Raw genomic sequence first — 20797 nt, forward strand, 5'->3', positions numbered from 1 at the left:
CCTAGACCCACCACATCTCGCCGAGTGGCTCTTCAATAAGTACTTGCTGCAGGTTTTGAACGGCTTTGGAGAAGCCTTCTTCAACAGACATCAGGCCGTCTTCATGCTCGATGCTGACGACATAATCATAGCCGACGAGGCGCAGTGCGCTGATAATGTCAGCCCACGTTTTTACATCGTGTCCGTAGCCTACGCTGCGGAACTGCCAAGCGCGGTCCAGCATGTTCGTGTAGGACTGCATATCGGTCAGGCCGTATTTGTTAACATTGATCGGATCGATCACGGTATCCTTTGCATGGAAGTGATGGATCGCACCCTCACGGCCCAAAATGTGGATCGCCTGCACCGGATCGATGCCCTGCCACCACATGTGGCTCGGATCCAGGTTGGCGCCGATCGTTTCGCCGGCAGCTTCGCGCAGGCGGAGCAGTGTCGCAGGCGTATGCACCGAGAAACCGCCGTGGAGCTCAAGCGCGATTTTTACATTATGCTCTTTGGCAAACTTCGCTTGTTCGGTCCAGTAAGGGATGACTTTGTTCTCCCACTGCCATGCGAGCACTTCCTGATAATCGTTTGGCCAAGGCGCTACCGGCCAGTTCGGATATTTGGCATCCTCATGGTCGCCAGGGCATCCGGAGAACGTGGTGACCACTTCAACGCCCAATCTCTCAGCCAGCAGCACCGAGTTCACGAAATCCTCGTGGTCGGCCTGAGCCAGATGCTTCTGCGGATGCAGCGGGTTGCCGTGGCAGCTCAGCGAGCTGATCGTCAGGCCGCGGGACTCGATTGCGTCCTTGAATTGCTTCAATGCGGCTTCGTCCTTCAGCAGCTCCGCCGGCTTGCAGTGCGCGTTGCCGGGATTGCCCCCTGTTCCGATTTCAACAGCCTTCAATCCTTTGGAGACGACATAGTCCAAAGCGTCCTCCAGTTTGCGTCCACCAAACAATACCATAAATACTCCCAGTTTCAAGTGTACTCCTCCTCATTCTTGGTTATCGTAGCTATAAATAATTGCTTCTATGCAAAGGATGACTATTCCTCAAAATAAACGGCTTTGCCTGTTTTGGCAGACTCGTAAATGGCTTCGAGGATCTGCGTGACCACATAGGCCTGCTCCGGCTTGACCACCGGCTCTTTATCTTCCAGGATGGCTTCGAGCCACAGGCGCTGCTCCTTGTCGGCATCGGTCTCTGCCGACCCGGAGTAGAAGGCTACGCCGCCGGCGTTCAGATCCACCGTGGTTTCATAGAGGCGGCTCATTTTCTCGCCGTTGATGCGCAGGCCGTCTTTCATGTCAGCCCCGCCTTCCGTGCCGGCAAGAACCGTCTTCGCTTCCCCGGTTTCCACGACGTTCAGCGCCCAGCTGGACTCCAGCACGATCGTTGCGCCGTTCTGCATCGTGATGAAACCGAATGCGGAATCCTCTACCTTGAACTCTTCCGGATTCCAAGGGCCGAACGCGTTGGCCGCATTCTCTTTATGGCCCAGCTTGTGGAAGGTGCTCCCGAGCACGCTCTTCGGCTTATAGTTGTCCATCAGCCACAGCGTCAGGTCGAGCGCGTGGGTGCCGATATCGATCAGCGGTCCCCCGCCCTGCTTCTCTTCGTCAAGGAACACGCCCCAGGTCGGAACGGCACGGCGGCGGATGGCCAGCGCTTTACCGTAATAAATGTCGCCGAGCTCCCCGTTCTCGCACAGCTCCTTCAAGTATTGGCTGTCGTTGCGGAAGCGGTTCTGGTAGCCGATCGTCAGCTTCTTGCCGGTGCGCTTGGCGGCTTCCACCATCGCTTTGGCCTCGGCGGCCGTCTTGGCCATCGGCTTCTCGCACATGACATGCTTGCCGGCTTCCAGCGCCGCCACCGAAATGACGGAGTGGGAATCGTTCGGCGTACATACATGAATGACGTCGATGCTTGCGTCCTTCAGCAGTTCGCGGAAATCTGTATACACTTTGGCGCCTTCTGCGCCGAATTCGGCAGCGGCCTTCTCTGCGCGCTCCTGCACGATATCGCAGAACGCAACCATTTCCGCCTGAGGCTGCTTCTTGAGACTCGGCATATGCTTGCCGTTTGCGATTCCTCCGCAGCCGATGATGCCGATTTTCAGGGTTTTGCTTGAGCTAGACATTTACGGGTCCTCCGTTTCTGGCATAAGATTTGATCCATTCCATGCTGGCTGCAATGCTTTCGAGCGGTGGTCTTTCACAGAAATCCTGCTCCACAACGATCCATTCCACGCCGGCTTGGTCCGCTGCTTCGGCTACGGCTTCCAGATTGACTTCGCCTGCGCCGAGCTCGACCGTCTGCGGCGTGCCGTCCTCTTTCCGCTTGACGTCCTTCCAGTGCACAATCGGAAGGCGCCCCGCATACTTCTCGATGTACTCCACCGGATCGTAGCCGGCAAAATATACCCAGCACGTATCCAGCTCCACCTTCAGCAGGTCGGCGGGCACCGCTTCGTACATCGCGTCGAACACCGTTTCCTCGCCGCGTGTTTCCGTAAATTCAAAATCGTGGTTATGGTACAGCAGTGTGGCCCCCTGCGCGGCGCATTTCTCACCGATACGCTTCAGGTTGTCAAACACTTCGTCCCACTTGCGCTGCTCCTCACCAAGGTAAGGAACGATCAGGCTGCTGCTGCCGATCTCCTTGTTATAGGCGATTTCCTCGTCCAGTGCGTTTTGCATCCGGTCGTACGGCGTATGGGTCCCGATGGCGACCAGACCGTTCTCGTCCAGCAGCTTCTTGACCTCGGCGCTGGAGCGTCCGAAGAAGGTGTGGAATTCCACGCCCTGATAACCCAGCTCTGCTACTTTCTTCAACGTACCCTCAAAATCCTTTTCCATTTCTTCACGAACCGTATATAACTGCAGGCCAAGCTTCAACATATTGGTTCACCCCTGTATTCGCTTATAGGTCACCTTATGGGGATGACCGTTATTCATGGCTGCTCGCAAGTACGACATGGCTGCCGCTGATGGATGACTCTTCAAAAGCATACATGGCTTCCAGCACGTGGTAGGCCAGGTTGCCGTTGGCCCGGTGCTTGCGCCCCGAGCGGATCGCTTCGACCATGTCGTTTACACCGCGGCCGCGTTCGTTCTGGGTGCTCTCAAAAACGGGCGTCAGCACTTCCCATTCGCTGGAACCGCTTCGGCGAAGCTTGACGTCGCCGTTAAAGAAGTTCGGATCCGGCAGGCTGAGCGTTCCTTCCGTACCGTAAATTTCAATCCACGGCAGATTGGCCCCGGCTTTAATATCAAAGCTGGTTATCATCGTGGCGATGGCGCCTTGTTTAAAATCGATGGTGCCTGCCAGATGGGTCGGTGTCTGCACCTGAATCTGCTGGCCGCTCTTCGGCCCCGAGCCGATGGTCCGCATCGGGATCTGGGCACCTACCGAAGCGCTGATCCGGCGGATCGAACCCAGCAGCTCAACCAGCGCCGTCAGGTAATACGGACCCATGTCCAGCATCGGACCGCCGCCCGGCGCGTAGAAAAATTCAGGGTCCGGATGCCAGCCCTCCGGGCCGCCGCCCATCATAAATGCGGTTGCCGCCACCGGTATGCCGATCTTTCCGGCTTCGATCGCCGCTTTGGCGGTCTGCACGCCTGATCCGAGGAACGTATCCGGCGCGCTTCCGGCGCGCAGTCCTTTCTGCTCGGCCAGTTCAACCACGCGCTTGCCGTCCTGCAGCGAGGTCGCCAGCGGCTTCTCTGCGTATACATGCTTGCCGGCTTCAAGCGCCGCCAAATCAATGGAGGCATGGCTGCCGGGAATCGTCAGGTTGATGACGAGCTCAATCTCTTTGTCACCGAGCAGCTCATCCACGGTGTATGCGTTTGCAATCCCAAACTCTTCAGCCCGCGCCTGGGCGCGTTCAGTCACCAGATCGGCAACCGCCACCACTTCAACAACCGGGCTTTTCTTTAAATTCTCCAGGTAAATGGCACTGATGTTGCCGCAGCCGATAATGCCGGCTTTCATTTTGTTCTCCACGAAAGTCACTCCTTACGATGCTGAATGCGTATTCAACAATCTAGTAACATGGTATTCCGAATTTATTTATATTAAAATGAATTATATGATCGAAACATGAACAATCTGGTCATTATTTTTTGGATTGCAAAGGGAGCCCTATCATGTCCACCCAAGATTCAGTGCACATTTATACAGCAGGATTTTCATTTCATCATAAACCGTTCTACATGAGCGAGATGGACGGCGTTAAAAATTACCTCATGCGTCTGCAGACCGACGGAAGATGCCGCGCACTGGTAGACGGTGAGCTTGTTCCCGTCGAATCGGGCGATCTGTTGATTTATTCCCCTGACGAGCCGTACGAGCTGTTGATCGGCGAGGAGCCGAACGCTCAGGGCGAGCTTGCCGTAGAAAGCGGCGACTATCATATTTTTTTCGGCGGGGAATGGATCGACCAGTGGTGGGCCAAGCAGAAACGGCCGACGCGTATCCGCGTCCCGCTTAACGAGAGCCTGATCAGCCTGTTCCGCCAGATCGTGCTGGAGCAGCGGAGAATGTCCAACCCGTATCCCGAAATATCCGGATACTATATGCGGATTTTATGCCTCGAAACGGACCGCCTCCTTAGCGAGCATCCCTCCACGACCCCGAGAACGTACCTGGCTTACCGCATGAAGCATTTTATTGAAGAACACGCCTCGTTATCCTTCAAGCTGGAGGATGTCGCTTCACATGTCGGCATCAGCGTCTCGAGGGCGGTCCATCTGTTTAAGGAGGCCTTCGGGACGAGCATTATGCAATATACGCTGGACGTACGGCTGGAAATGGCCCGCGAGCGGATCGTGTTTAGTCCGATGTCGCTCGAAGACATTGCGGAAACTTCGGGATTCGGCAGCTATACGTATTTCCACCGGGTATTCCGGTCCCGGTTCGGCAAGTCGCCCAAGGAATACCGCATGGAGAACAGGGAGCAGATCCAGACCGGGATCGGCGTCCGTTCGCCGAATTAGAACATCGGATAAGACAGGCTGAAGCCGGCGCGGATAAGCGCCGGTTTTTTTGTGCTGCCGGCTTCAGCATCCGCCCTTTTTTTCCTTTTCAGGTCAGTTGTCCGTGGGGCAGCTTTCACGATACAACCATACACTGGTATGACACTATGCTAAGGCGATGAGGAGGGAAATCAAACGCCATGAACAAAAAAAGGAGCCGCGAGCGATCCCGCCGCACCCAGATCCGTTTGCATCCCGTTACCGAGCAGCGCATCGCCAAAATGGTGGTCCGCGTGCTGAAGAAAAACAGCGGTGGAACACCGCAGGTGCCAGCTCCCCTTCCCGGCGCGGCCCCAAGTCTGCCAGGCCCCCCCGTTGCTGCCGAAACGGAAACAGTGCCTTCCGAGCAACCGGCCGCGGCGCCAACCGTTCTCGCTGAATTGGACGGAGCACGCAACCCCCCGGGCCCGGTGGATACCAAACAAATGAAAGTTCTTGTGCGGTCGCTGCTCTCGGAAGATAGCCATTGGCATACCGAACAGTCCATTCTTGACGGGCTCAGGCTGGTCACACAGGCGGCCGCTCCCGTGAAGCACCTCTATAACCTGCCCGTAGGGCTGACTGCCATTCCGTTCGATCTCCTGCTGGTGCTCGGCAATCCCGATGCGAACTTTTTTGACGAATTGCGGGATCCGGTCCTGTCCGGCTCCCCGGTAAAAGCGGTCTGGCTGGCGGATGCCGCCGCGCCTGCCGAACAGCTGGCTTCGATTGCGGATGCATTCGACCTCGTATTCACGCAAAATATCAACCACATACCTCTATACCGCTATATGGGCTGCAGACAGATCGTATATTTGCCCTTTGCCGCGGATCCATCCGTGTATTTCCCCAAAGCCGTGAATATCGCGTATCAATCCGACATTCTGTTCATCGGAAATGCGGATCCGCGTACCCGGGAGATGTTCGCCGGCATGAAGCCGCTGCTCGCGGACAAAAAAGTGTTTGCCATGGGCTTAGGATGGCAGCCCGAAGACGGCGTAACCTGCGTGCGGCCGCTGGCCGATATCCAGGAATACTATAACGGCGCCACCGTAATCATTTATGCGCAGCCGGAGCCCGGGCAGGTTTTGGCCATTGGCGCATGCGGAGGCTTTCTGCTGGCGGAGAACGATCCCAATCTATACGAGTACATGCGGCCGGACGAAGATATCGTCATCTTCCGCTCCGCCGGCGACCTGCAGGAAAAACTCGGCTATTATTGGGACCGGCCTGAGCTCATGCGGTATGTGTCGACCAACGCTCTGTACGGCAGCAAATACCGCAATTCGTGCTTGCAAATGGTGCTGAAGCTGCTCCATCTCGCCGCTCGGCGCTAGGAATGCAAACCGTCCGGGCAGCCTGCCGGGATCAGGATTGAGCCGCCGTCGAAGTTGTATGGGAGGTAAGTCAACTTGAAGCTTATCGCATTTTTACTACCGCAGTTTCACCCAATACCCGAAAACGATTTGTGGTGGGGGGAGGGTTTTACAGAGTGGACAAATACCCGAAAGGCCGTCCCCTTGTACCCGGGGCACAAGCAGCCCAATGAGCCCTTCGATCAGTATTACTACGATTTGACCGACCCTGCCGCGCGGATGTGGCAGGCGGACACCGCCCAGTCCTACGGCATTTACGGCTTTTGTTATTACCACTACTGGTTCAAAGGAAAGCGGCTGCTCGAAAAGCCTTTTAACGAAGTGCTGCGGCTGGGTGAGCCCCGGATCCCGTTCTGCCTGTCCTGGGCCAACGAGCCGTGGACCCGGAGGTGGGACGGCGGTGATCATCACCTGCTGATGCCGCAGGATTACGGGGATGAACGTGACTGGGAAGAGCACTTTTATGCGCTGCTGGATGCCTTCCGGGATGAGAGATACATCCGTGTTCAAGAGAAACCGATGTTTATCATCTATCGGCCCGGAAACATCCCCCGCTGTGAGGAGATGATCCGGTTATGGAACGATTTGGCCCGGAGAAACGGGCTTGAAGGCATTTATTTTGTACGCACGCTAGGGGGGTTCCCCCTTCCCAACCAAGCTGGCTTCGAAGCAAGCCTGGAGTTCGAACCGCACTATACGTTCGGTCACAGCCGTTCCCAGCAAATCTGGAGCTATGTCAATACGTACGGCAGCGACCCGCACATCGTTGTGGATTATGATCATGTCTGGGAAAACATATTGAACCGTTCGCCTCATCGTGCCGGGGAGACGATTTTCCCGGGCGCTTTCGTCAACTGGGACAACACGCCGCGACTCGGCGCCCACGGGCAAAGCAGCATGGGGGCTTCCCCGCGCAAGTTCGGCTGGTATCTGGCGAGACAGATCGAAAGGGCAAGCCGGCTGTACCGCAGCGAGTTTCTGTTTATCAACGCCTGGAACGAATGGGCAGAGGGAGCTTACCTTGAACCGGACCGGCATCACGGCTATCAATATTTGAAGGCGGTGAAAAGTGCGCTGGAAGCATCCGCGAGTTATACCGGCCGCAAATAACGCTCTCCCGCCCTATGAGCAAAGAAGCCATGCCCCGGATATGGGGCATGGCTTCTGGGCTGCTTTTACCATTCAAGCTGCAGCCAAAGTGCTGGTGCTTATTTTTTGGCTCTCGCCGCAATCGTTTCGGATACGACAAACGCCAAGTCTTCGTTGCCGAACAGCGACAACACGCCAAGCACAGTATCGTCCGGAATCGGCCCGGCCTCCTCTTTAGGTACGGTCAGGTCCAGCACCCGCTGCAGTCGCTCGTTGTCACCCTGCTGCGGGTACGCCTGCCGGTACAGCTCCAGGGGGTCCAATCCGTGGTTAACGCACCACTGGGCAAAAACCAGGATCATCATATCCTCATCCTGCCGGTAGCTTTCCACGATGCCTTCTTCCAGCGACTTCTGCCGTTCATCCATTGTCAGTCCCCCCCTTCTGCTGCTCCGCCAGTCTTGATGCCAGCTCATGGCTGCGCATGACCCGCTCAGCGCGAATAGTACAGTCTTCCGGAGAAGCAAGATGTTCCAGAAAATGATCCACGGCCCCGCTGAAGCCGCGCCGATGCAGGATCGGTTCCCAGCTTCCAAATTCGCGGGTCTCGGGCGGCCTTCCATGCTCACACAGAACCGCACGCTCCAGATTTACGATTTCCGCCGACCGGCCGCTTCCGTGCAGCTCGAGCTTCTCCATATCCGCTCCGGCCTGCCGGATCATACTGTACCTTCCTGTGACGTTCCGACCGAGGCCAAGCTCGCCGGAGGTGTGCAGCAGCCGGCCCTGTTCATCTTCGCTTAGATGGTGATGAAGCAGCTCGTAGTCACTTCCGCCCAGCCAGAGCAGCAGGTCCAGCATATGGATCAGATCGTCGTAAATCGTGTCGCTGCTGCTCCCTTTCTGCAGGGTGGTCCGGTGCTTGGCTGCAGCGGCCTGGACAAATCCGCCGGTCTCCTCGACCCATGCCTTTGCCCGCACATATAATGGAGCAAACCGGCGGTTAAAGCCTACCGCGAGCAGCAGTCCTTTCTTTGAAGCCAGGGCGGCCAGTTCCCTGGACTTGGCGAGATCCGTCGTCAGCGGCTTGTCGACATAGACGGATACCCCGCGTTCCAAACAAGCTTTAACCACGTCATAATGGGTTTCTGTCGGGCTGTGGACAAAAACGGCATCCAGGTCCCATGACAGCAGTTCTTCCAAATCGGTCGTCCCCTGAGGAAACCGGTAAGTCTGCGTCACGCGCTGGACCGTAGCTTCGGAGCGGCTCATCACCCCGGCAACCTCCACCTTCTCGTGGTGGGCCAGCAGCGGAAGATATACCTTGTGGGCGATATCACCGAGCCCCGCCAGCGCAACCTTCCGCTTACGGTTTATCACATTCATGCCTATGGTCCACCTTTCTTCCATCCAACGAACCTTCCGGACATGCCGGACAGATACCCATTATACCGCTTTTGGCCGGCAAATTTAAGTCGTTACATCGACTCTGCCGCCCGGTTTTCCTTCTGCTTTTTCTTTTTGGTCATCAGTCCCAAAGCAACGACGGCGGCAATGACCACCACTTCAAACCCGTACTTCAGGATCGGGCTGGCAAACCAGTCGTGAATCAGCGGCTCTTCCACCAGCATTTTGGATGCCGTCCAGGCGAGCACCGCCGCACCGATCGTAATAATGACCGGGAAGCGTTCCGTCAGCTTCAGGATGATCGTGCTGCCCCATACCATAATCGGCACCGAAATCGCCAGTCCGATAATGACGAGCAGGAAGTCTCCATGGGCCGCTCCGGCTACCGCCAGCACGTTGTCGAGACCCATCATGGCATCGGCGATAATGATCGTGCGGATGGCCGCCCACATTTGGTTGCCTGCGGATATGTCATGCTTTTTCTCGTCAATCAGCAGCTTATACGCGATCCATACAAGCGCGATTCCCCCGACAAGCCGCAGTCCAGGGATCAGCAGCAGCTGCACGACCAGCAGCGTGGCGATGACCCGGATGACGACAGCGCCCACGGTCCCCCAAATAATGACTTTTTTCTGGTCTTCTTTTTTGACGTTCCGTGCGGCGAGCCCGATTACAATGGCGTTATCGCCGGCAAGAACCAGGTCAATGATGACGATGGACATGAGCGCTGCCCAAAATGCCATAGTAAACAATTCCATACGATTTCCACCTTTCTGTTGTTTGAGATAGAATGAACTAAAGTTTTACCTATAACGTTCATTTCTTTAGTTCATTCTATATAGATAGAATGATTAGTCGCCGCACTAAAAAAAGCGCCCCTTACCTTCATTAGGTAAAATGGCGCTTTTTGCCCACCAAAAAAGACCTTTACCTAATGAAAAATCAGGCAAAGGTCTCGCAAAACAACATAATCGTTGCCAATAAAGCCGGGGATACCGATCCCGTAATGACGACTTTATTGCATGAGCTACTCCCCTTTGGGAACTATTCACTTGTTGGAACCATTATAGCAAAACTCTAAGGCAATTACTATGATTTTTATTCATTAATTTTTGGTATGATGGAGATTATAGGCTAAGTGGAAAGGAAATCACCATGAAAAAATGGCTGCTGCCCCTCTTGTACATCCTTCTGCTCGTTTGGGCTTTCCTGTACCGGGACGCGATCATGAAGGCGCTGGGCGAAAGGCCGTCCTTCCTTCTGCTAGTCGGAATTGTTGCCCTGGTCGCCCTGTTCCCTGTCGTTCCCTATAAGCTGGTCATCGCAGCGCTCGGTTACGCTTACGGGACCCTGTGGGCGGCGGTCGTCTCCTGGATCGGAACGATGCTGGCGGCCACGATTCTGTACGGACTTGTCCGCTACCTGTTTCGGGACCGTGGCAGGAGGTATCTGGAACGGATCAAGCCGCTGCAGACTTTCACCGCATTCATTGAAACGCATCCGTTTGTCAGTATCGCCGCCGCGCGGGTTATTCCGATCGTTCCGCAGATGGCGGTCAATATATTCGCCGGGGCCGCCGCGCTTCCCTTCTGGAGCTACACCGCCGCTTCCGGGATCGGCAAAGTGCCGGGCATCCTGCTGTATGCCTACCTGGGCGGCAATCTGTCTGCGCACCCGTGGATCTCCGCCGCTGCGGCCTCCGCTTATGTCCTCTTGCTCGGACTGATCGCGGTAATGTACCGCCGCCTCTCCCGCACGAGACCGAAATAACCGGGCTCCTTGGTTCCCTTGCGCGGATGGATTATAATGGAGTTGTACACCTTACTTACGATTTGAAAGAAACGGAGTGATATCATGAGCTACGTACAGCCAGTTGAACATAAAGCCACTTTTGCGGGTGGATGCTTTTGGTGCATGGTAACCCCGTTTGAGGAGCTGCCGGGCATCGTCAGCATCGTGTCCGGGTATACCGGCGGCCATAAGCCGAACCCGACTTACGAGGAAGTATGCTCTGAAACGACGGGGCATGTCGAAGCGGTGCAGATTACGTTCAACCCGGACATTTTTCCTTATGAAAAGCTGCTCGAGCTGTTCTGGCAGCAGATCGATCCAACCGATGCGGGCGGGCAGTTCTACGATCGCGGTTCTTCCTACCAGACCGCTATTTTCTATCACAGCGAGGAGCAGCGCGAGAAGGCCGAAGCGTCCAAGCAGGCGCTCGAAAGAAGCGGCCGCTTTGACAAGCCGATCGTTACGCCGATTTTGCCTGCCGGCCCGTTCTATGAAGCGGAAGATTACCATCAGGACTACCACAAGAAAAACCCTGGACATTACAAACGGTACCGGAAAGGATCGGGCCGCGATGACTTCCTGGAAAAGCACTGGGCTCCCAAGATAAACAAGGAAGAGCTGAAACAGCGCCTGACGCCGCTTCAATACGAAGTCACCCAGAACAACGCCACGGAGCGGCCGTTCCAAAACGAGTTCTGGGATCATCACGGCGACGGCATTTACGTCGACATCGTGTCCGGCGAGCCGCTGTTCAGCTCCACGGACAAATATGATTCGGGCTGCGGCTGGCCGAGCTTTACCCGGCCGATCCGCGATTACCACATTAAAGAGAAGCTGGACCTGAGCCATATGATGGTACGGACCGAAGTGCGCAGCAAAGGCTCGGATTCCCATCTGGGCCATGTATTTGACGATGGGCCGGGGCCGAACGGCCTCCGCTACTGCATCAACTCCGCGGCGCTTCGCTTTATTCCGAAGGAAGACCTGGATAAGGAAGGATATTCCGAATATAAAGTGCTGTTTGAATAAACGGTTCTGCCGTTCTATTTTGAGACCAGCAAGCGATAGGCGCTGGGGTTCGTTCTTTATACGAAAAGAGGGTAAGGCTTGCAGCCTTACCCTCTTTTTCATGCGCGTTCCCTTTTTCCAGCTGCATGAGGTCAGCCGGAGATAAGCCAGCCGATCCAGAACGCGCAGGGAACGAGCAGCAGCTGGGCCGCGATCGTCCCGGCGCAGCGGGACACGAGCATCAGGCCGAGCACCTGATTCATCCGCCCCAGACGCGACTCTCCCCGCAATGTCCGGTCCGACAGCAGGGCGATCCGCGGGTCGACGAGCAGCGTCAGCAGAATCGTCGCCACCCCGTTGATCAGACCGGAGGAGGTCGATGCCGCCAGCCGGGAAGCCGGCCATAAATAAGCGGCATACAGCGCGGACAGCACGCCGACGGTATAAATGGCCGTGACGGCCATATTGATCGCCATCAGGCGTCTGGGCAGGCGGCCTTGAAAAAGGCTGCGCAGCATCTGGAGATTCGGCAGCTTGACGTACGCCGCCCCGTTCTTCCATTTTCGCCCGGCAGTCAGCTGCCTTACCATTTGCGGGATGGAACCGGCAGCCTCCAAATGGACGACCAGCCGCGAGCAAATCCGCACCACGCTCGGAAACAGCAGCATGGCTGCGGCTGTACCGGCTGTGGCGGCGGCGATGATCCAATGCAGCCTCGACTCCAAATGAAAGGAGGCCGACGCCAGCGCCTTGTCCACCATGCTGCCGACCATCGGCCCCTGCGCCATGTTGGAAGTCCTCGACACGATCACAAGCAGCCCCGACAGGGACAGGGCCAGCGTAATCCGCCGGCTGCGCGGCCCGCCGAGCCGCAGAGCATAGGAAAGGCTGTCCACGGTATGGATGATCCCCGTCAAGAGCAGTACCAGCAGCATCTGCATCATCACGCTTCCCACTCCTTTATTCTCAATCTTTTCCATTATAATGCATATCGGGCGGATGAACATCGTTTGATTCGCACGGCGCCGGGTAATATAGGGGTAAACGAGAACTGGTTTGGAGGGATTGACAATGCCTTGGAATAAGCATGATTACCCAGTATCCATGAAAAACCTGGAGCCCCGGGTGCGGAATAAGGCGGTCGAAATCGCCAATGCGCTGCTCGAGGAAGGCTATGAGGAAGGGCGCGCCATTGCCATCGGCACCGCTCAGGCGGAAAAGTGGAATGAGGACCACCCTGCCGGTGAGGAAGGGCAATCGAAGCATGCATCCGGCCGTTCGGATGACGAGCGGGACGAGCACGCAGGCAAGACTTCCCGTTCCCGCAGCGGCCGGGGCGGCGATGCCGACGTCCATGTCGTCACCCATGAGGACGGATGGGCGCTCAAGGTGGAAGGCAAAGACAAGCCCTTGTCGACTTTTGGATCGAAGAAGGAAGCCATGGACGAGGCGGAAGACTACGCCTCGAAACACGATGTCCATGCCATCGTTCACGGCAAAGACGGCAAAATCGAGAGCAATCGAAGTTATTCGTGATGCTGTTCATACCAGCGTTCACGCAAGACGGCAAAATCGAGCGATTCGTGGTATGTCTTCGCGGGGAGGCTCCTTACGGTGCCCGCCCGCCCTGCCATACCTGCCATAAACAGCAAACCGCCTGATTCCCTCAGGAACCAGGCGGTTATCTATCAGTGGACACTCCGAACTTTGTGAACGGGTTTGGCTGCAGGCTGTACCTGACCCGCGGTCATCTTAGGTGCTGCATTTCCCGCTGCCGGCGAGGTACGATGCGCACGAAACGAGACCGTATACGTAATCATTTTCCCTGCAATACTCACGGCCAAAATCGTAAACAACGTTTCCTGCAGAGGCAGGTAGAACAAGGATACGAGCAGGACGGCCGCATCGAGCAGAATAAATACGGTGCCGACTTTAAGGCCGGTGAGACGGCTGAGCAGCAGTGACACGATATCGTCGCCGCCTGTCGCTCCTCCGAACCGCAGCACCAGTCCGGTTGCAAAGCCGGACAAGACGCCTGACAGCAGCGCTGCAAGCAGCAGGTTGCCGTGAAGATTGATGTCAAGCGCAGAGTAGCGTTCCATCAGATCGTAAAAAACGGAAAACGAAACGGTCGCCACAAGCGTGTTCACAATAAATTTGCGTCCATTCAGCAGCAGCGCAACGAGGATCACCGGAATATCCAGGATCAGCACGGTCACTGCCGGGTCAAATCCGAATGCGTACTTGCCGAGCAGCGACAGGCCAACGAAGCCGCCCTCGGACAGATGATTCTGAAAATTAATGTGATAATACGTAAAAGCCAGCAAAAAAGTACCTAACATCATAATAGCGATTGGTCGAAGCGTTGAAATTACATGGTCTTTCTTCCTCATACAGGTTACCCCTCATCGTAGTTAGTTGGTCAGGGACGCGACTAACTTCCGCGGGAAGAAACCTGTAGGACCGAGTCCTTCGCATCTTAAGCTTCCTTCTTTCGCGAGAAGTTTGTCACAACCCAATATCCGGGCGCTTGTTCTCTACGATGGAAGCTAAGTGTAAGAGAGATCATAACGTTTCCAAATCGTCCTTTGGGGAATGTTCCTTCGGGGACACATGGTATCCTGATCCTTTCTTTTGTTTGATAACTTCTATACTTATTATACCACAGTTGCACTGCCTGCTAAACAGCTTGCTGAGGAGAATGCGTTAGAAACGTCTATCGTCGTGCATTCCAAGAAGCCGGACCGCGTTTATATGATAGTTTTGGTTGCGATATAAGGAAACCAGTCTCCGAAACTTATACCTTTTCTTATATCTAAAAGAAGGGCTTCTATGCCGCAGGCGCTGTCATCCAGATTTCAGGAATGATACCGTGATACCGTGTCATATCCTATGCCCTATTCCGTCGGATCATGTCTTCAGAACGTAAATTCACGTTCACACAATGTCAATTTTTTATGTGACTGAAATCACAATAAAGGGTGGTCGGCTTTTCTATACTTAACGTATGAAATCGTTAAATATTACGTTGAAAGAAGGAGCCCTTTATGCTGAGCCAACAAACCATTGATACGATCAAATCGACCGTTCCGGTACTGGAAGTACACGGACAGTCCATTACATCCGTCTTTTATAACAATCTCTTCAAGGATCATCCGGAGCTTCTGAACATATTCAACCATGCCAACCAGCGTCAAGGACGGCAGTCGGCCGCCTTGGCGGGCGCCGTCTATGCCGCAGCCGCGCATATCGATCATCTCGAGGATATTATTCCAGCCGTCAAGCAGATCGGGCAGAAGCACCGGGCGCTGCAAATCAAGCCGGAGCATTACCCGATCGTCGGGCAGTATTTGCTTGGGGCCATCAAGGAAGTTCTTGGCGACGCGGCCACACCGGAAATTCTTGAAGCCTGGAAAGAGGCTTACGGCGTCATTGCAAACGCATTTATCAGCGTGGAAGCGGAAATGTACCGGGAAGCTGAAGCCGCACCGGGAGGCTGGTCCGGTTTCCGCCCATTCGTCGTGGAACGGAGAGTGAAGGAGAGCGAAGTGATCACTTCCTTCTATTTAAAACCGCAAGACGGCGGACCGATCGCCTCTTATTTACCGGGACAATACATCACGGTCCGCGTTCAGCCTGAAGGCCAGCCGTATACGCAGATCCGCCACTACAGCTTGTCCACTGCGCCGGGCGGTTCTTCCTACCAGATTTCGGTGCGCCGCGAAGATGCCGCGCCGGGTAAACCGGCAGGCGTCGTCTCCAACTATCTGCACGAGCATGCCCAAGAAGGCACCGTCCTTGAAATCAGTGCACCGGCAGGCACGTTTACGCTGGATCAGACCCAAGACATTCCCGTCGTGCTGATCAGCGGCGGGGTCGGCCTGACGCCAATGGTCAGCATGCTGGAGACGCTGCTGAAAGAACAGCCGGCCCGTAAAGTCACTTATGTTCACGCCGCGATAAACGGAAGCCATCATGCGATGAAGGAGCATATCGCCGACCTTGAAGGCGCGCATCCGCAAATGTCCTCCTACCTCTGCTATGAGACACCGCTTGAAGGCGACAGCTGCCATAAAACCGGATATATCGACGCTGCATGGCTGCAGCAAATCGTCGATCCAAACGCTGATTTTTACTTCTGCGGTCCGGTTCCGTTCATGCGCACCGTCTACAGCGCCCTTAAGGAGCTGGGAATCCCCGCAGAGCGGATCCATTACGAATTTTTCGGCCCGGCAGGCCAGCTCGACTAACGTATCGGCGGCGGGCCAAGCTCGGTTAGCTTGTCAGCTCGCGGGATAACCCGCCTATCGGACTACGGTGTCATTTGAAGCCAATGCAACGCACGGATTGGTCAATGCGATGCGCTGATTTAGCTAATGCAATGCACTGAGTTAGCCTATGCGATTTCCAAACCGGCCAATACGATTTACTAAAATGCACAAAAGGGCTGCCCCAGGTTCAGAGAACCTGAATGGGCAGCCCTTTTGTTTGTTTACCGGACCGTTTGCGTATGGCGGATGGCTGGATGGCTGGATGGCGTTATGTTAATGCCCTCGAAGCAGCCGGTTGATCGTTTCCCTGCGTACCCCGATCAGCTGGCCGATCTCCTCCTGGGTCAGCAGCTCGGTAAAGTGGATACCGTGAGCGTAGCTGTCCAGCCAATCGGTCAGCAGCGCCAGCCTCTCGGCCGGAGTTCCGACGGTTAAGTGGTCGATCCGCTGCTGCATAAAGCGCACCTTTTCCTGCAGCAAAAGGGCGATTTCAAGCGCCTTCTCCGGATGCTCCCTGAGCTCGCGGTACCACTCCTCTGCCGGAATTTTCTCGACTTCGCTGCGCATCAGGGCCGTTGCCGTACCGTGGGTATCCTTCGGGGTGATCAACGAATGGTGAGGCACCGTTTCCCCCGGATAAAGCACGTTAAACAGAACGCTGTTCCCGTTTTTGTGGAGCCGTGTTACCTTGAACAAACCGCTCTTGATATGGTATAAAAACTCCCCGCTGTCCCCCTGTCTGAATAAAATTTCTCCTTTGTTCAAAAACATGATTTTTCCTCCAACCTAAAGTTCCGCGATTCCAAGTTTCTTTTGTTCAATGCCGCTTCTGCGAAGCTGACCAGGGCCTCATCGCAAAATACAAAATTTTGGCTTCTGTGGAGCTGACAACCGTTCCCCGGCTATCATCACTGCTCCACGTTTTCCCGGCTGTGGTAAAAATCCTGAGAGTGCATTTAATAAACGCTTCTCTTTATTATACCAAATCCACCCGTCCGGACCGAAACTCTGCGCGCTTCCATAAATTCGTTATTGCCTTCCCGAATACTTTTGCCTTAACATGAGTATAATTAGAACGTATGTTCCTATACTGTTAGTAAGGAAGTGCCATGCCTCATGAAAGCATCCCTCTCCCCTCCGGCCCCCTCGGAAGAAGACGGCCGTCTGGTCAAAGCCTACCTGCTGCACGTGGTTTTGCTTGATGCGCTGGAGCAGGACGTTCGCCTGATCGGCACGGTCCCGCTGAAGATGGCACAGCTGTATATCCGCGCCCTGTCGTCCATCCAGGATCAGATTATGGCGAGCCTGACGTCGATCCGCCGCGAGATGAAGGCCCGAGGCATTCGGGTCTACGAGGAGACCCGGACCGCCAAGGGCATTGAGGCGTCGTATCTGTGCCGCGGATACCAGCGGCGGTTCGCCATGCTCTGGACGTACGTGCAGGCGGAATCGGGGCTCGTGCTCAGCCGTTATCTCGGCATCCGGATGCCGGATGCCTGAAACGAAGCCCCCGGCAAGCGGTGCCTTTTATATCGGTGTGCGATGTACGTTCAACCTTGTGCGGTGCCGAGGCTGCTCTCCATCCACGAAAAAAAGCGTGCGAATGGTTTCCCTCTTCGCACGCCTGATTTCATTTACTGATTGGACTTCTCGGGCTTCTCGTCCGAAGCCGCTGAAGCGATTTTGTCCTGCCAAATTTCATAATGGTGTACCGCCAGTCCGGCAAAGGAAGGATGGCTGTCGCCCAAACTGTTCACAGACTTCATCTCTTCCTCCATCACAGGCACGGCCTTGCCAAAAAACGTGATGTGCGAACCTTCTTCGGTGTCGCCCAGCTCCATGCCGATCCATACCGATTTACCGAGCTGGTCCGCTTCATCCAACTGCTCGCGGGCCACATCGTAAATCTTCCGTCCACTGTCCCGGTACGACATGACGGCGACGGCATCAAACTGGCTGATCATCCACCGGCTCAGGTTCCCGCTGCCGTTGGCATCCTTAACGTTGCCCAGCCAGAAGGGAACGGCCGCACTCATGTACAGGCCATTCTCCTTGCCCTGGGCTACCCATTTTTCCACATTGCTGCTCCATTCGCGGACTACGCCGTCCTGATCCCTCTGCCAGCGTCTTAACTGATAGGGCTCCACATCCAGCTGGATGCCGGTAAACTTCTCGCTTGGGGCTGCTTTTGCATTATAATCAAACACCCACTGCAGAAATTGATCCGCCTCCCTGCTCTGGCGTTCATAGGCCCAATCGGGCTGCCCGTCCAGCGCATGCACGGCAATGCCTTCCTCATAGGCTGCCGCAATAAAGCGGCGGTAGTCCTCATCGCTAACCTTTTTCTGAACCTGAAGGAAGATCGTGCCTACGTTCTGCTCCCTGCAGAATGCTATAATTTTGCCGGGATCCTTGATCAGCTCGGTATCCCACAGCCAGGTCGCTTTTTGATCTTCCATTGTTGACGATTTTAACAGGAGAGGCAGGAGCAGCAAGCCGCAGATGACTATGATCACCGGGATTTTCGCTTTTTTGAGCAGCTCTCCCAAACCATCCCCTCCTTTATTATACGATTAACGCCACATCCGGCTCTTCCACGTGCTGCACCGAATGTCCGATTTTATAAATATGAGGCAGGGTGTAGTTTTTGAATGCATTGCGCGTATCGATGATCGGCACGCCCATCGCCGCGATTTCGCCGTAGTCGAGTCCGCTGTGATTGGTGATCAGCACCATGCAGTCGTATTTTTTAAACTGCGCCGGATCGTAGGCTACGCTGTGCACGGTCTCGCCGTGTTTGTCGCGGAAGCTGACAGCGTACGGATCGTAGTATTCCACATTCGCGCCGTTCTCTTTGAACAGTTCGTAGACTTCAAGCCCCGGAGATTCGCGCAGGTCGCTGATGTCCGGCTTGTAAGCCATGCCGAGGATGAGAATCGACGATTTCTTGATAGACTTCGCGTATTCATTCAGAATCGTCGACGTCTTGCCGATAACGTAATACGGCATGTTGTCGTTGGTCGACTGTGCCAGCTCGATAAATTTGCTGTAGAAGCGGAAGCCTTTCGCCTTCCAAGACAGGTACATCGGATCGAGCGGAATGCAGTGTCCACCGATGCCAGGACCCGGATAGAACGGCATAAAGCCGAACGGCTTGGTTGCCGCTGCGTCGATGACTTCCCAAATGTCGATGCCCATGCGGTCGCACATCATGGCCATTTCGTTGATGAAGGCAATGTTTACGCTGCGGAACGTGTTTTCCAGCAGCTTGGACATTTCGGCCACTTTCGGCGAAGTGACGGGCACCACCGTCTGTACATACTGGGAGTAGAGCGCCGTCCCCAGCTCAAGGCAGGCTTCGGTCGTACCGCCGATAACTTTTGGCGTATTGAAGGTGTTAAAGCGCACATTGGAAGGGTCCACCCGCTCCGGAGAGAAGCAGAGGAAGAAGTCTTCGCCCACCTTGTAGCCGAGCGCTTCGATTTCCGTCTGGATCAGCTCTTCGGTCGTACCCGGGTAAGTCGTGCTTTCCAGGGTAATCAGCATGCCTTTTTTCATGTGCAGCTTGATTTGATCCACAACGCTCGTAATGTAGGACGTATCCGGATCCTGGTTTTCGCTGAGCGGTGTCGGCACGCAAATGCTGAGCGCGTCGATGACGGCGATCATGCTGTAGTCCGTCGTCGGCTTGAAGCGTCCGCTAGCCACGACCGCGGCCAAGTCTTCAGAAGAGATATCCGTGATATAGGATTCGCCCTGATAGATTTTATCGATTTTCGCAGGATCCACGTCGATACCGATTACGGTAAAGCCCTGCTTGACCATTTCCACGGCCAGCGGAAGTCCTACGTATCCCAGTCCTACTACGCCCAATACGGCCTTTTTGGTTTTAATTCCTTCCAACAACTGCTCATATTCGTGATTCACAAGCACTCAACCTCCATTAGATGTAAGTTTTGGTCTGCTGCTAAGTAACGCTCAAGAAAAGCGGATGATTTAGTGAAAGCACCGGTGTATACGGGCATCCAGCTCTACCGGAGAGAAAGGCTTGGTCACATAGTCGTCTACTCCGTGTTTAAAGCACTGGCTGATGGTTTGCTCCACGCGCTGTTCGGTCAGCACGACGATTTTCGGCGTGTTGTCGACCGGCAGCTGCTGGATTTGGTGAATGAACGGCAGCCCGTCAATCCCGTAAAGGTTGAGCTCCGTCAGCACCAGATCCGGCTCCCATTTCTCGATCAGTTCCAGGGCGGACGTGCCGTCATGAGCGGCCAGCGTCTCGTAGCCCTGCATTTTCAGACGAATCTGGAGAAACTCGCGGACGGTGGCGTCATTGTCGACGATCAAAATTCTTCCAGCCTCTTCCGCGGCCTCCTCTTTCGTAAATATATGAATATCGGACGATGTGCTGAGCTTTGTAGACTCGGCCATCTGTTTGAGAACGCCAGGCGTAGGTTCGACCTGCCCCGGGAATACAGTCAGCGTAATCCGCGGATCGGCATCCTTCACCGTCTCTTGCAGCTGCTGCTTCAGAAGCAGCGCCTGGTAATGGGCCGCATCCAGCGTAAGTCCCGGCAGCAGAATCGCTAGCGTCCGGGTTTGCGCATCCTTCAGCACCTCATAGTTGAGCCCGGAACCATGCTGCAAAATCTCCCGAACCCGCTCTTCCAGCTGCGGAGGGTTCGCACTGCTGTACAGAAACATGATTCCGCAAGTGTCCGGCGACGTTTCCTTCAAACGTTCTCCCAGATGGTGGTACACATCGGTCGTCTGTTCTCTCTGTAAAGTTACGGTTTGCGGCATAATCCACTCCCACCTCTCTCAAATGTATAAATCTTTGAATCGGG

At 55.2% G+C, this 20797-nt stretch carries 21 protein-coding genes; 8 read left to right on the forward strand and 13 right to left on the reverse strand.

Going from position 1 to position 20797, the window contains the following annotated elements; translation table 11 throughout:
* Position 1: 1 nt before the first annotated feature.
* From MKY74_RS26475 to MKY74_RS26490, 4 genes are all read right to left on the reverse strand, one after another.
* A complete protein-coding gene (locus MKY74_RS26475) occupies positions 2-970 on the reverse strand; it encodes a sugar phosphate isomerase/epimerase family protein (RefSeq protein WP_076169975.1) in 969 nt (322 codons plus the stop codon).
* Between the two features lie 62 nt (positions 971-1032).
* Positions 1033-2127 (reverse strand): Gfo/Idh/MocA family protein, encoded by a 1095-nt coding sequence (locus tag MKY74_RS26480; RefSeq protein WP_076169974.1) that lies wholly within the window; start codon positions 2125-2127, stop codon positions 1033-1035.
* Complete coding sequence (locus MKY74_RS26485) at positions 2120-2887, reverse strand: sugar phosphate isomerase/epimerase family protein (protein ID WP_076169973.1); 768 nt, start codon at positions 2885-2887, stop codon at positions 2120-2122. The genes MKY74_RS26480 and MKY74_RS26485 overlap by 8 nt, the downstream gene beginning before the upstream one ends.
* 49 nt (positions 2888-2936) lie before the next feature.
* Entirely contained in the window at positions 2937-3986 is a 1050-nt protein-coding gene (locus tag MKY74_RS26490) for a Gfo/Idh/MocA family protein (protein WP_076170166.1), read from the reverse strand.
* Between the two features lie 155 nt (positions 3987-4141).
* Between MKY74_RS26490 and MKY74_RS26495 the strand changes: the two genes are divergently transcribed.
* The 3 genes from MKY74_RS26495 (at position 4142) to MKY74_RS26505 (ending at position 7494) form a co-directional block, all read left to right on the forward strand.
* Complete coding sequence (locus MKY74_RS26495) at positions 4142-4990, forward strand: AraC family transcriptional regulator (protein ID WP_076169972.1); 849 nt, start codon at positions 4142-4144, stop codon at positions 4988-4990.
* 179 nt (positions 4991-5169) lie between these two features.
* Positions 5170-6345, forward strand: coding sequence for a glycosyltransferase family protein (locus MKY74_RS26500; protein WP_076169971.1), 1176 nt, complete (start codon positions 5170-5172; stop codon positions 6343-6345).
* Between the two features lie 75 nt (positions 6346-6420).
* Positions 6421-7494, forward strand: a complete 1074-nt coding sequence (locus MKY74_RS26505) for a glycosyltransferase WbsX family protein (protein WP_076169970.1) — start codon at positions 6421-6423, stop codon at positions 7492-7494.
* A 98-nt stretch (positions 7495-7592) separates the two neighbouring features.
* Here MKY74_RS26505 and MKY74_RS26510 read toward each other — a convergent pair whose 3' ends face one another.
* The 3 genes from MKY74_RS26510 to MKY74_RS26520 form a co-directional block, all read right to left on the reverse strand.
* Positions 7593-7901, reverse strand: a complete 309-nt coding sequence (locus MKY74_RS26510; RefSeq protein ID WP_076169969.1) for a hypothetical protein — start codon at positions 7899-7901, stop codon at positions 7593-7595.
* A complete protein-coding gene (locus MKY74_RS26515) occupies positions 7894-8859 on the reverse strand; it encodes a Gfo/Idh/MocA family protein (RefSeq protein ID WP_208629291.1) in 966 nt (321 codons plus the stop codon). The genes MKY74_RS26510 and MKY74_RS26515 overlap by 8 nt, the downstream gene beginning before the upstream one ends.
* Before the next feature lie 92 nt (positions 8860-8951).
* On the reverse strand, positions 8952-9638 hold the full coding sequence (locus MKY74_RS26520) for a TerC family protein (protein ID WP_076169968.1): 687 nt from the start codon (positions 9636-9638) through the stop codon (positions 8952-8954).
* 397 nt (positions 9639-10035) lie between these two features.
* On the opposite strand from MKY74_RS26520, the gene MKY74_RS26525 reads away from it, so the two are divergent.
* On the forward strand, positions 10036-10650 hold the full coding sequence (locus MKY74_RS26525; protein WP_076169967.1) for a TVP38/TMEM64 family protein: 615 nt from the start codon (positions 10036-10038) through the stop codon (positions 10648-10650).
* Positions 10651-10734: 84 nt separating this feature from the next.
* Positions 10735-11700: a peptide-methionine (S)-S-oxide reductase MsrA gene (msrA, locus tag MKY74_RS26530; protein WP_076169966.1), complete on the forward strand. Its 966-nt coding sequence runs from the start codon at positions 10735-10737 to the stop codon at positions 11698-11700.
* Positions 11701-11831: 131 nt separating this feature from the next.
* Here msrA and MKY74_RS26535 read toward each other — a convergent pair whose 3' ends face one another.
* On the reverse strand, positions 11832-12623 hold the full coding sequence (locus MKY74_RS26535; protein ID WP_076169965.1) for a lipid II flippase family protein: 792 nt from the start codon (positions 12621-12623) through the stop codon (positions 11832-11834).
* A 127-nt stretch (positions 12624-12750) separates the two neighbouring features.
* Here MKY74_RS26535 and MKY74_RS26540 point away from each other — a divergent pair, with 127 nt between their 5' ends.
* The gene (locus tag MKY74_RS26540; protein ID WP_076169964.1) at positions 12751-13215 is read left to right on the forward strand and encodes a DUF2188 domain-containing protein; all 465 of its coding nucleotides are present in this window, start codon (positions 12751-12753) and stop codon (positions 13213-13215) included.
* Positions 13216-13367: 152 nt separating this feature from the next.
* On the opposite strand, the gene MKY74_RS26545 is transcribed toward MKY74_RS26540, so the two are convergent.
* Positions 13368-14072, reverse strand: coding sequence for a YitT family protein (locus MKY74_RS26545; RefSeq protein ID WP_076169963.1), 705 nt, complete (start codon positions 14070-14072; stop codon positions 13368-13370).
* 654 nt (positions 14073-14726) lie between these two features.
* Here MKY74_RS26545 and hmpA point away from each other — a divergent pair.
* Complete coding sequence (hmpA, locus tag MKY74_RS26550) at positions 14727-15929, forward strand: NO-inducible flavohemoprotein (protein WP_076169962.1); 1203 nt, start codon at positions 14727-14729, stop codon at positions 15927-15929.
* Between the two features lie 294 nt (positions 15930-16223).
* Here the strand turns inward: hmpA and MKY74_RS26555 are convergent, their stop codons facing one another.
* A complete protein-coding gene (locus tag MKY74_RS26555; RefSeq protein ID WP_076169961.1) occupies positions 16224-16721 on the reverse strand; it encodes a Crp/Fnr family transcriptional regulator in 498 nt (165 codons plus the stop codon).
* Between the two features lie 345 nt (positions 16722-17066).
* Between MKY74_RS26555 and MKY74_RS26560 the strand changes: the two genes are divergently transcribed.
* Entirely contained in the window at positions 17067-17450 is a 384-nt protein-coding gene (locus MKY74_RS26560) for a hypothetical protein (protein WP_076169960.1), read from the forward strand.
* A 134-nt stretch (positions 17451-17584) separates the two neighbouring features.
* Here MKY74_RS26560 and MKY74_RS26565 read toward each other — a convergent pair whose 3' ends face one another.
* The 3 genes from MKY74_RS26565 to MKY74_RS26575 all read right to left on the reverse strand — a co-directional run bounded on the left by MKY74_RS26565 (position 17585) and on the right by MKY74_RS26575 (position 20753).
* Complete coding sequence (locus MKY74_RS26565; RefSeq protein ID WP_076169959.1) at positions 17585-18499, reverse strand: hypothetical protein; 915 nt, start codon at positions 18497-18499, stop codon at positions 17585-17587.
* Positions 18500-18515: 16 nt separating this feature from the next.
* The gene (locus MKY74_RS26570) at positions 18516-19877 is read right to left on the reverse strand and encodes a nucleotide sugar dehydrogenase (protein ID WP_076169958.1); all 1362 of its coding nucleotides are present in this window, start codon (positions 19875-19877) and stop codon (positions 18516-18518) included.
* Between the two features lie 69 nt (positions 19878-19946).
* On the reverse strand, positions 19947-20753 hold the full coding sequence (locus MKY74_RS26575; RefSeq protein WP_076169957.1) for a response regulator: 807 nt from the start codon (positions 20751-20753) through the stop codon (positions 19947-19949).
* Positions 20754-20797 lie beyond the last annotated feature (44 nt).

This window comes from Paenibacillus sp. FSL R5-0378 (assembly GCF_038009285.1).
In the GTDB taxonomy this organism is placed as follows: Bacteria; Bacillota; Bacilli; order Paenibacillales; family Paenibacillaceae; genus Paenibacillus_AQ; species Paenibacillus_AQ favisporus.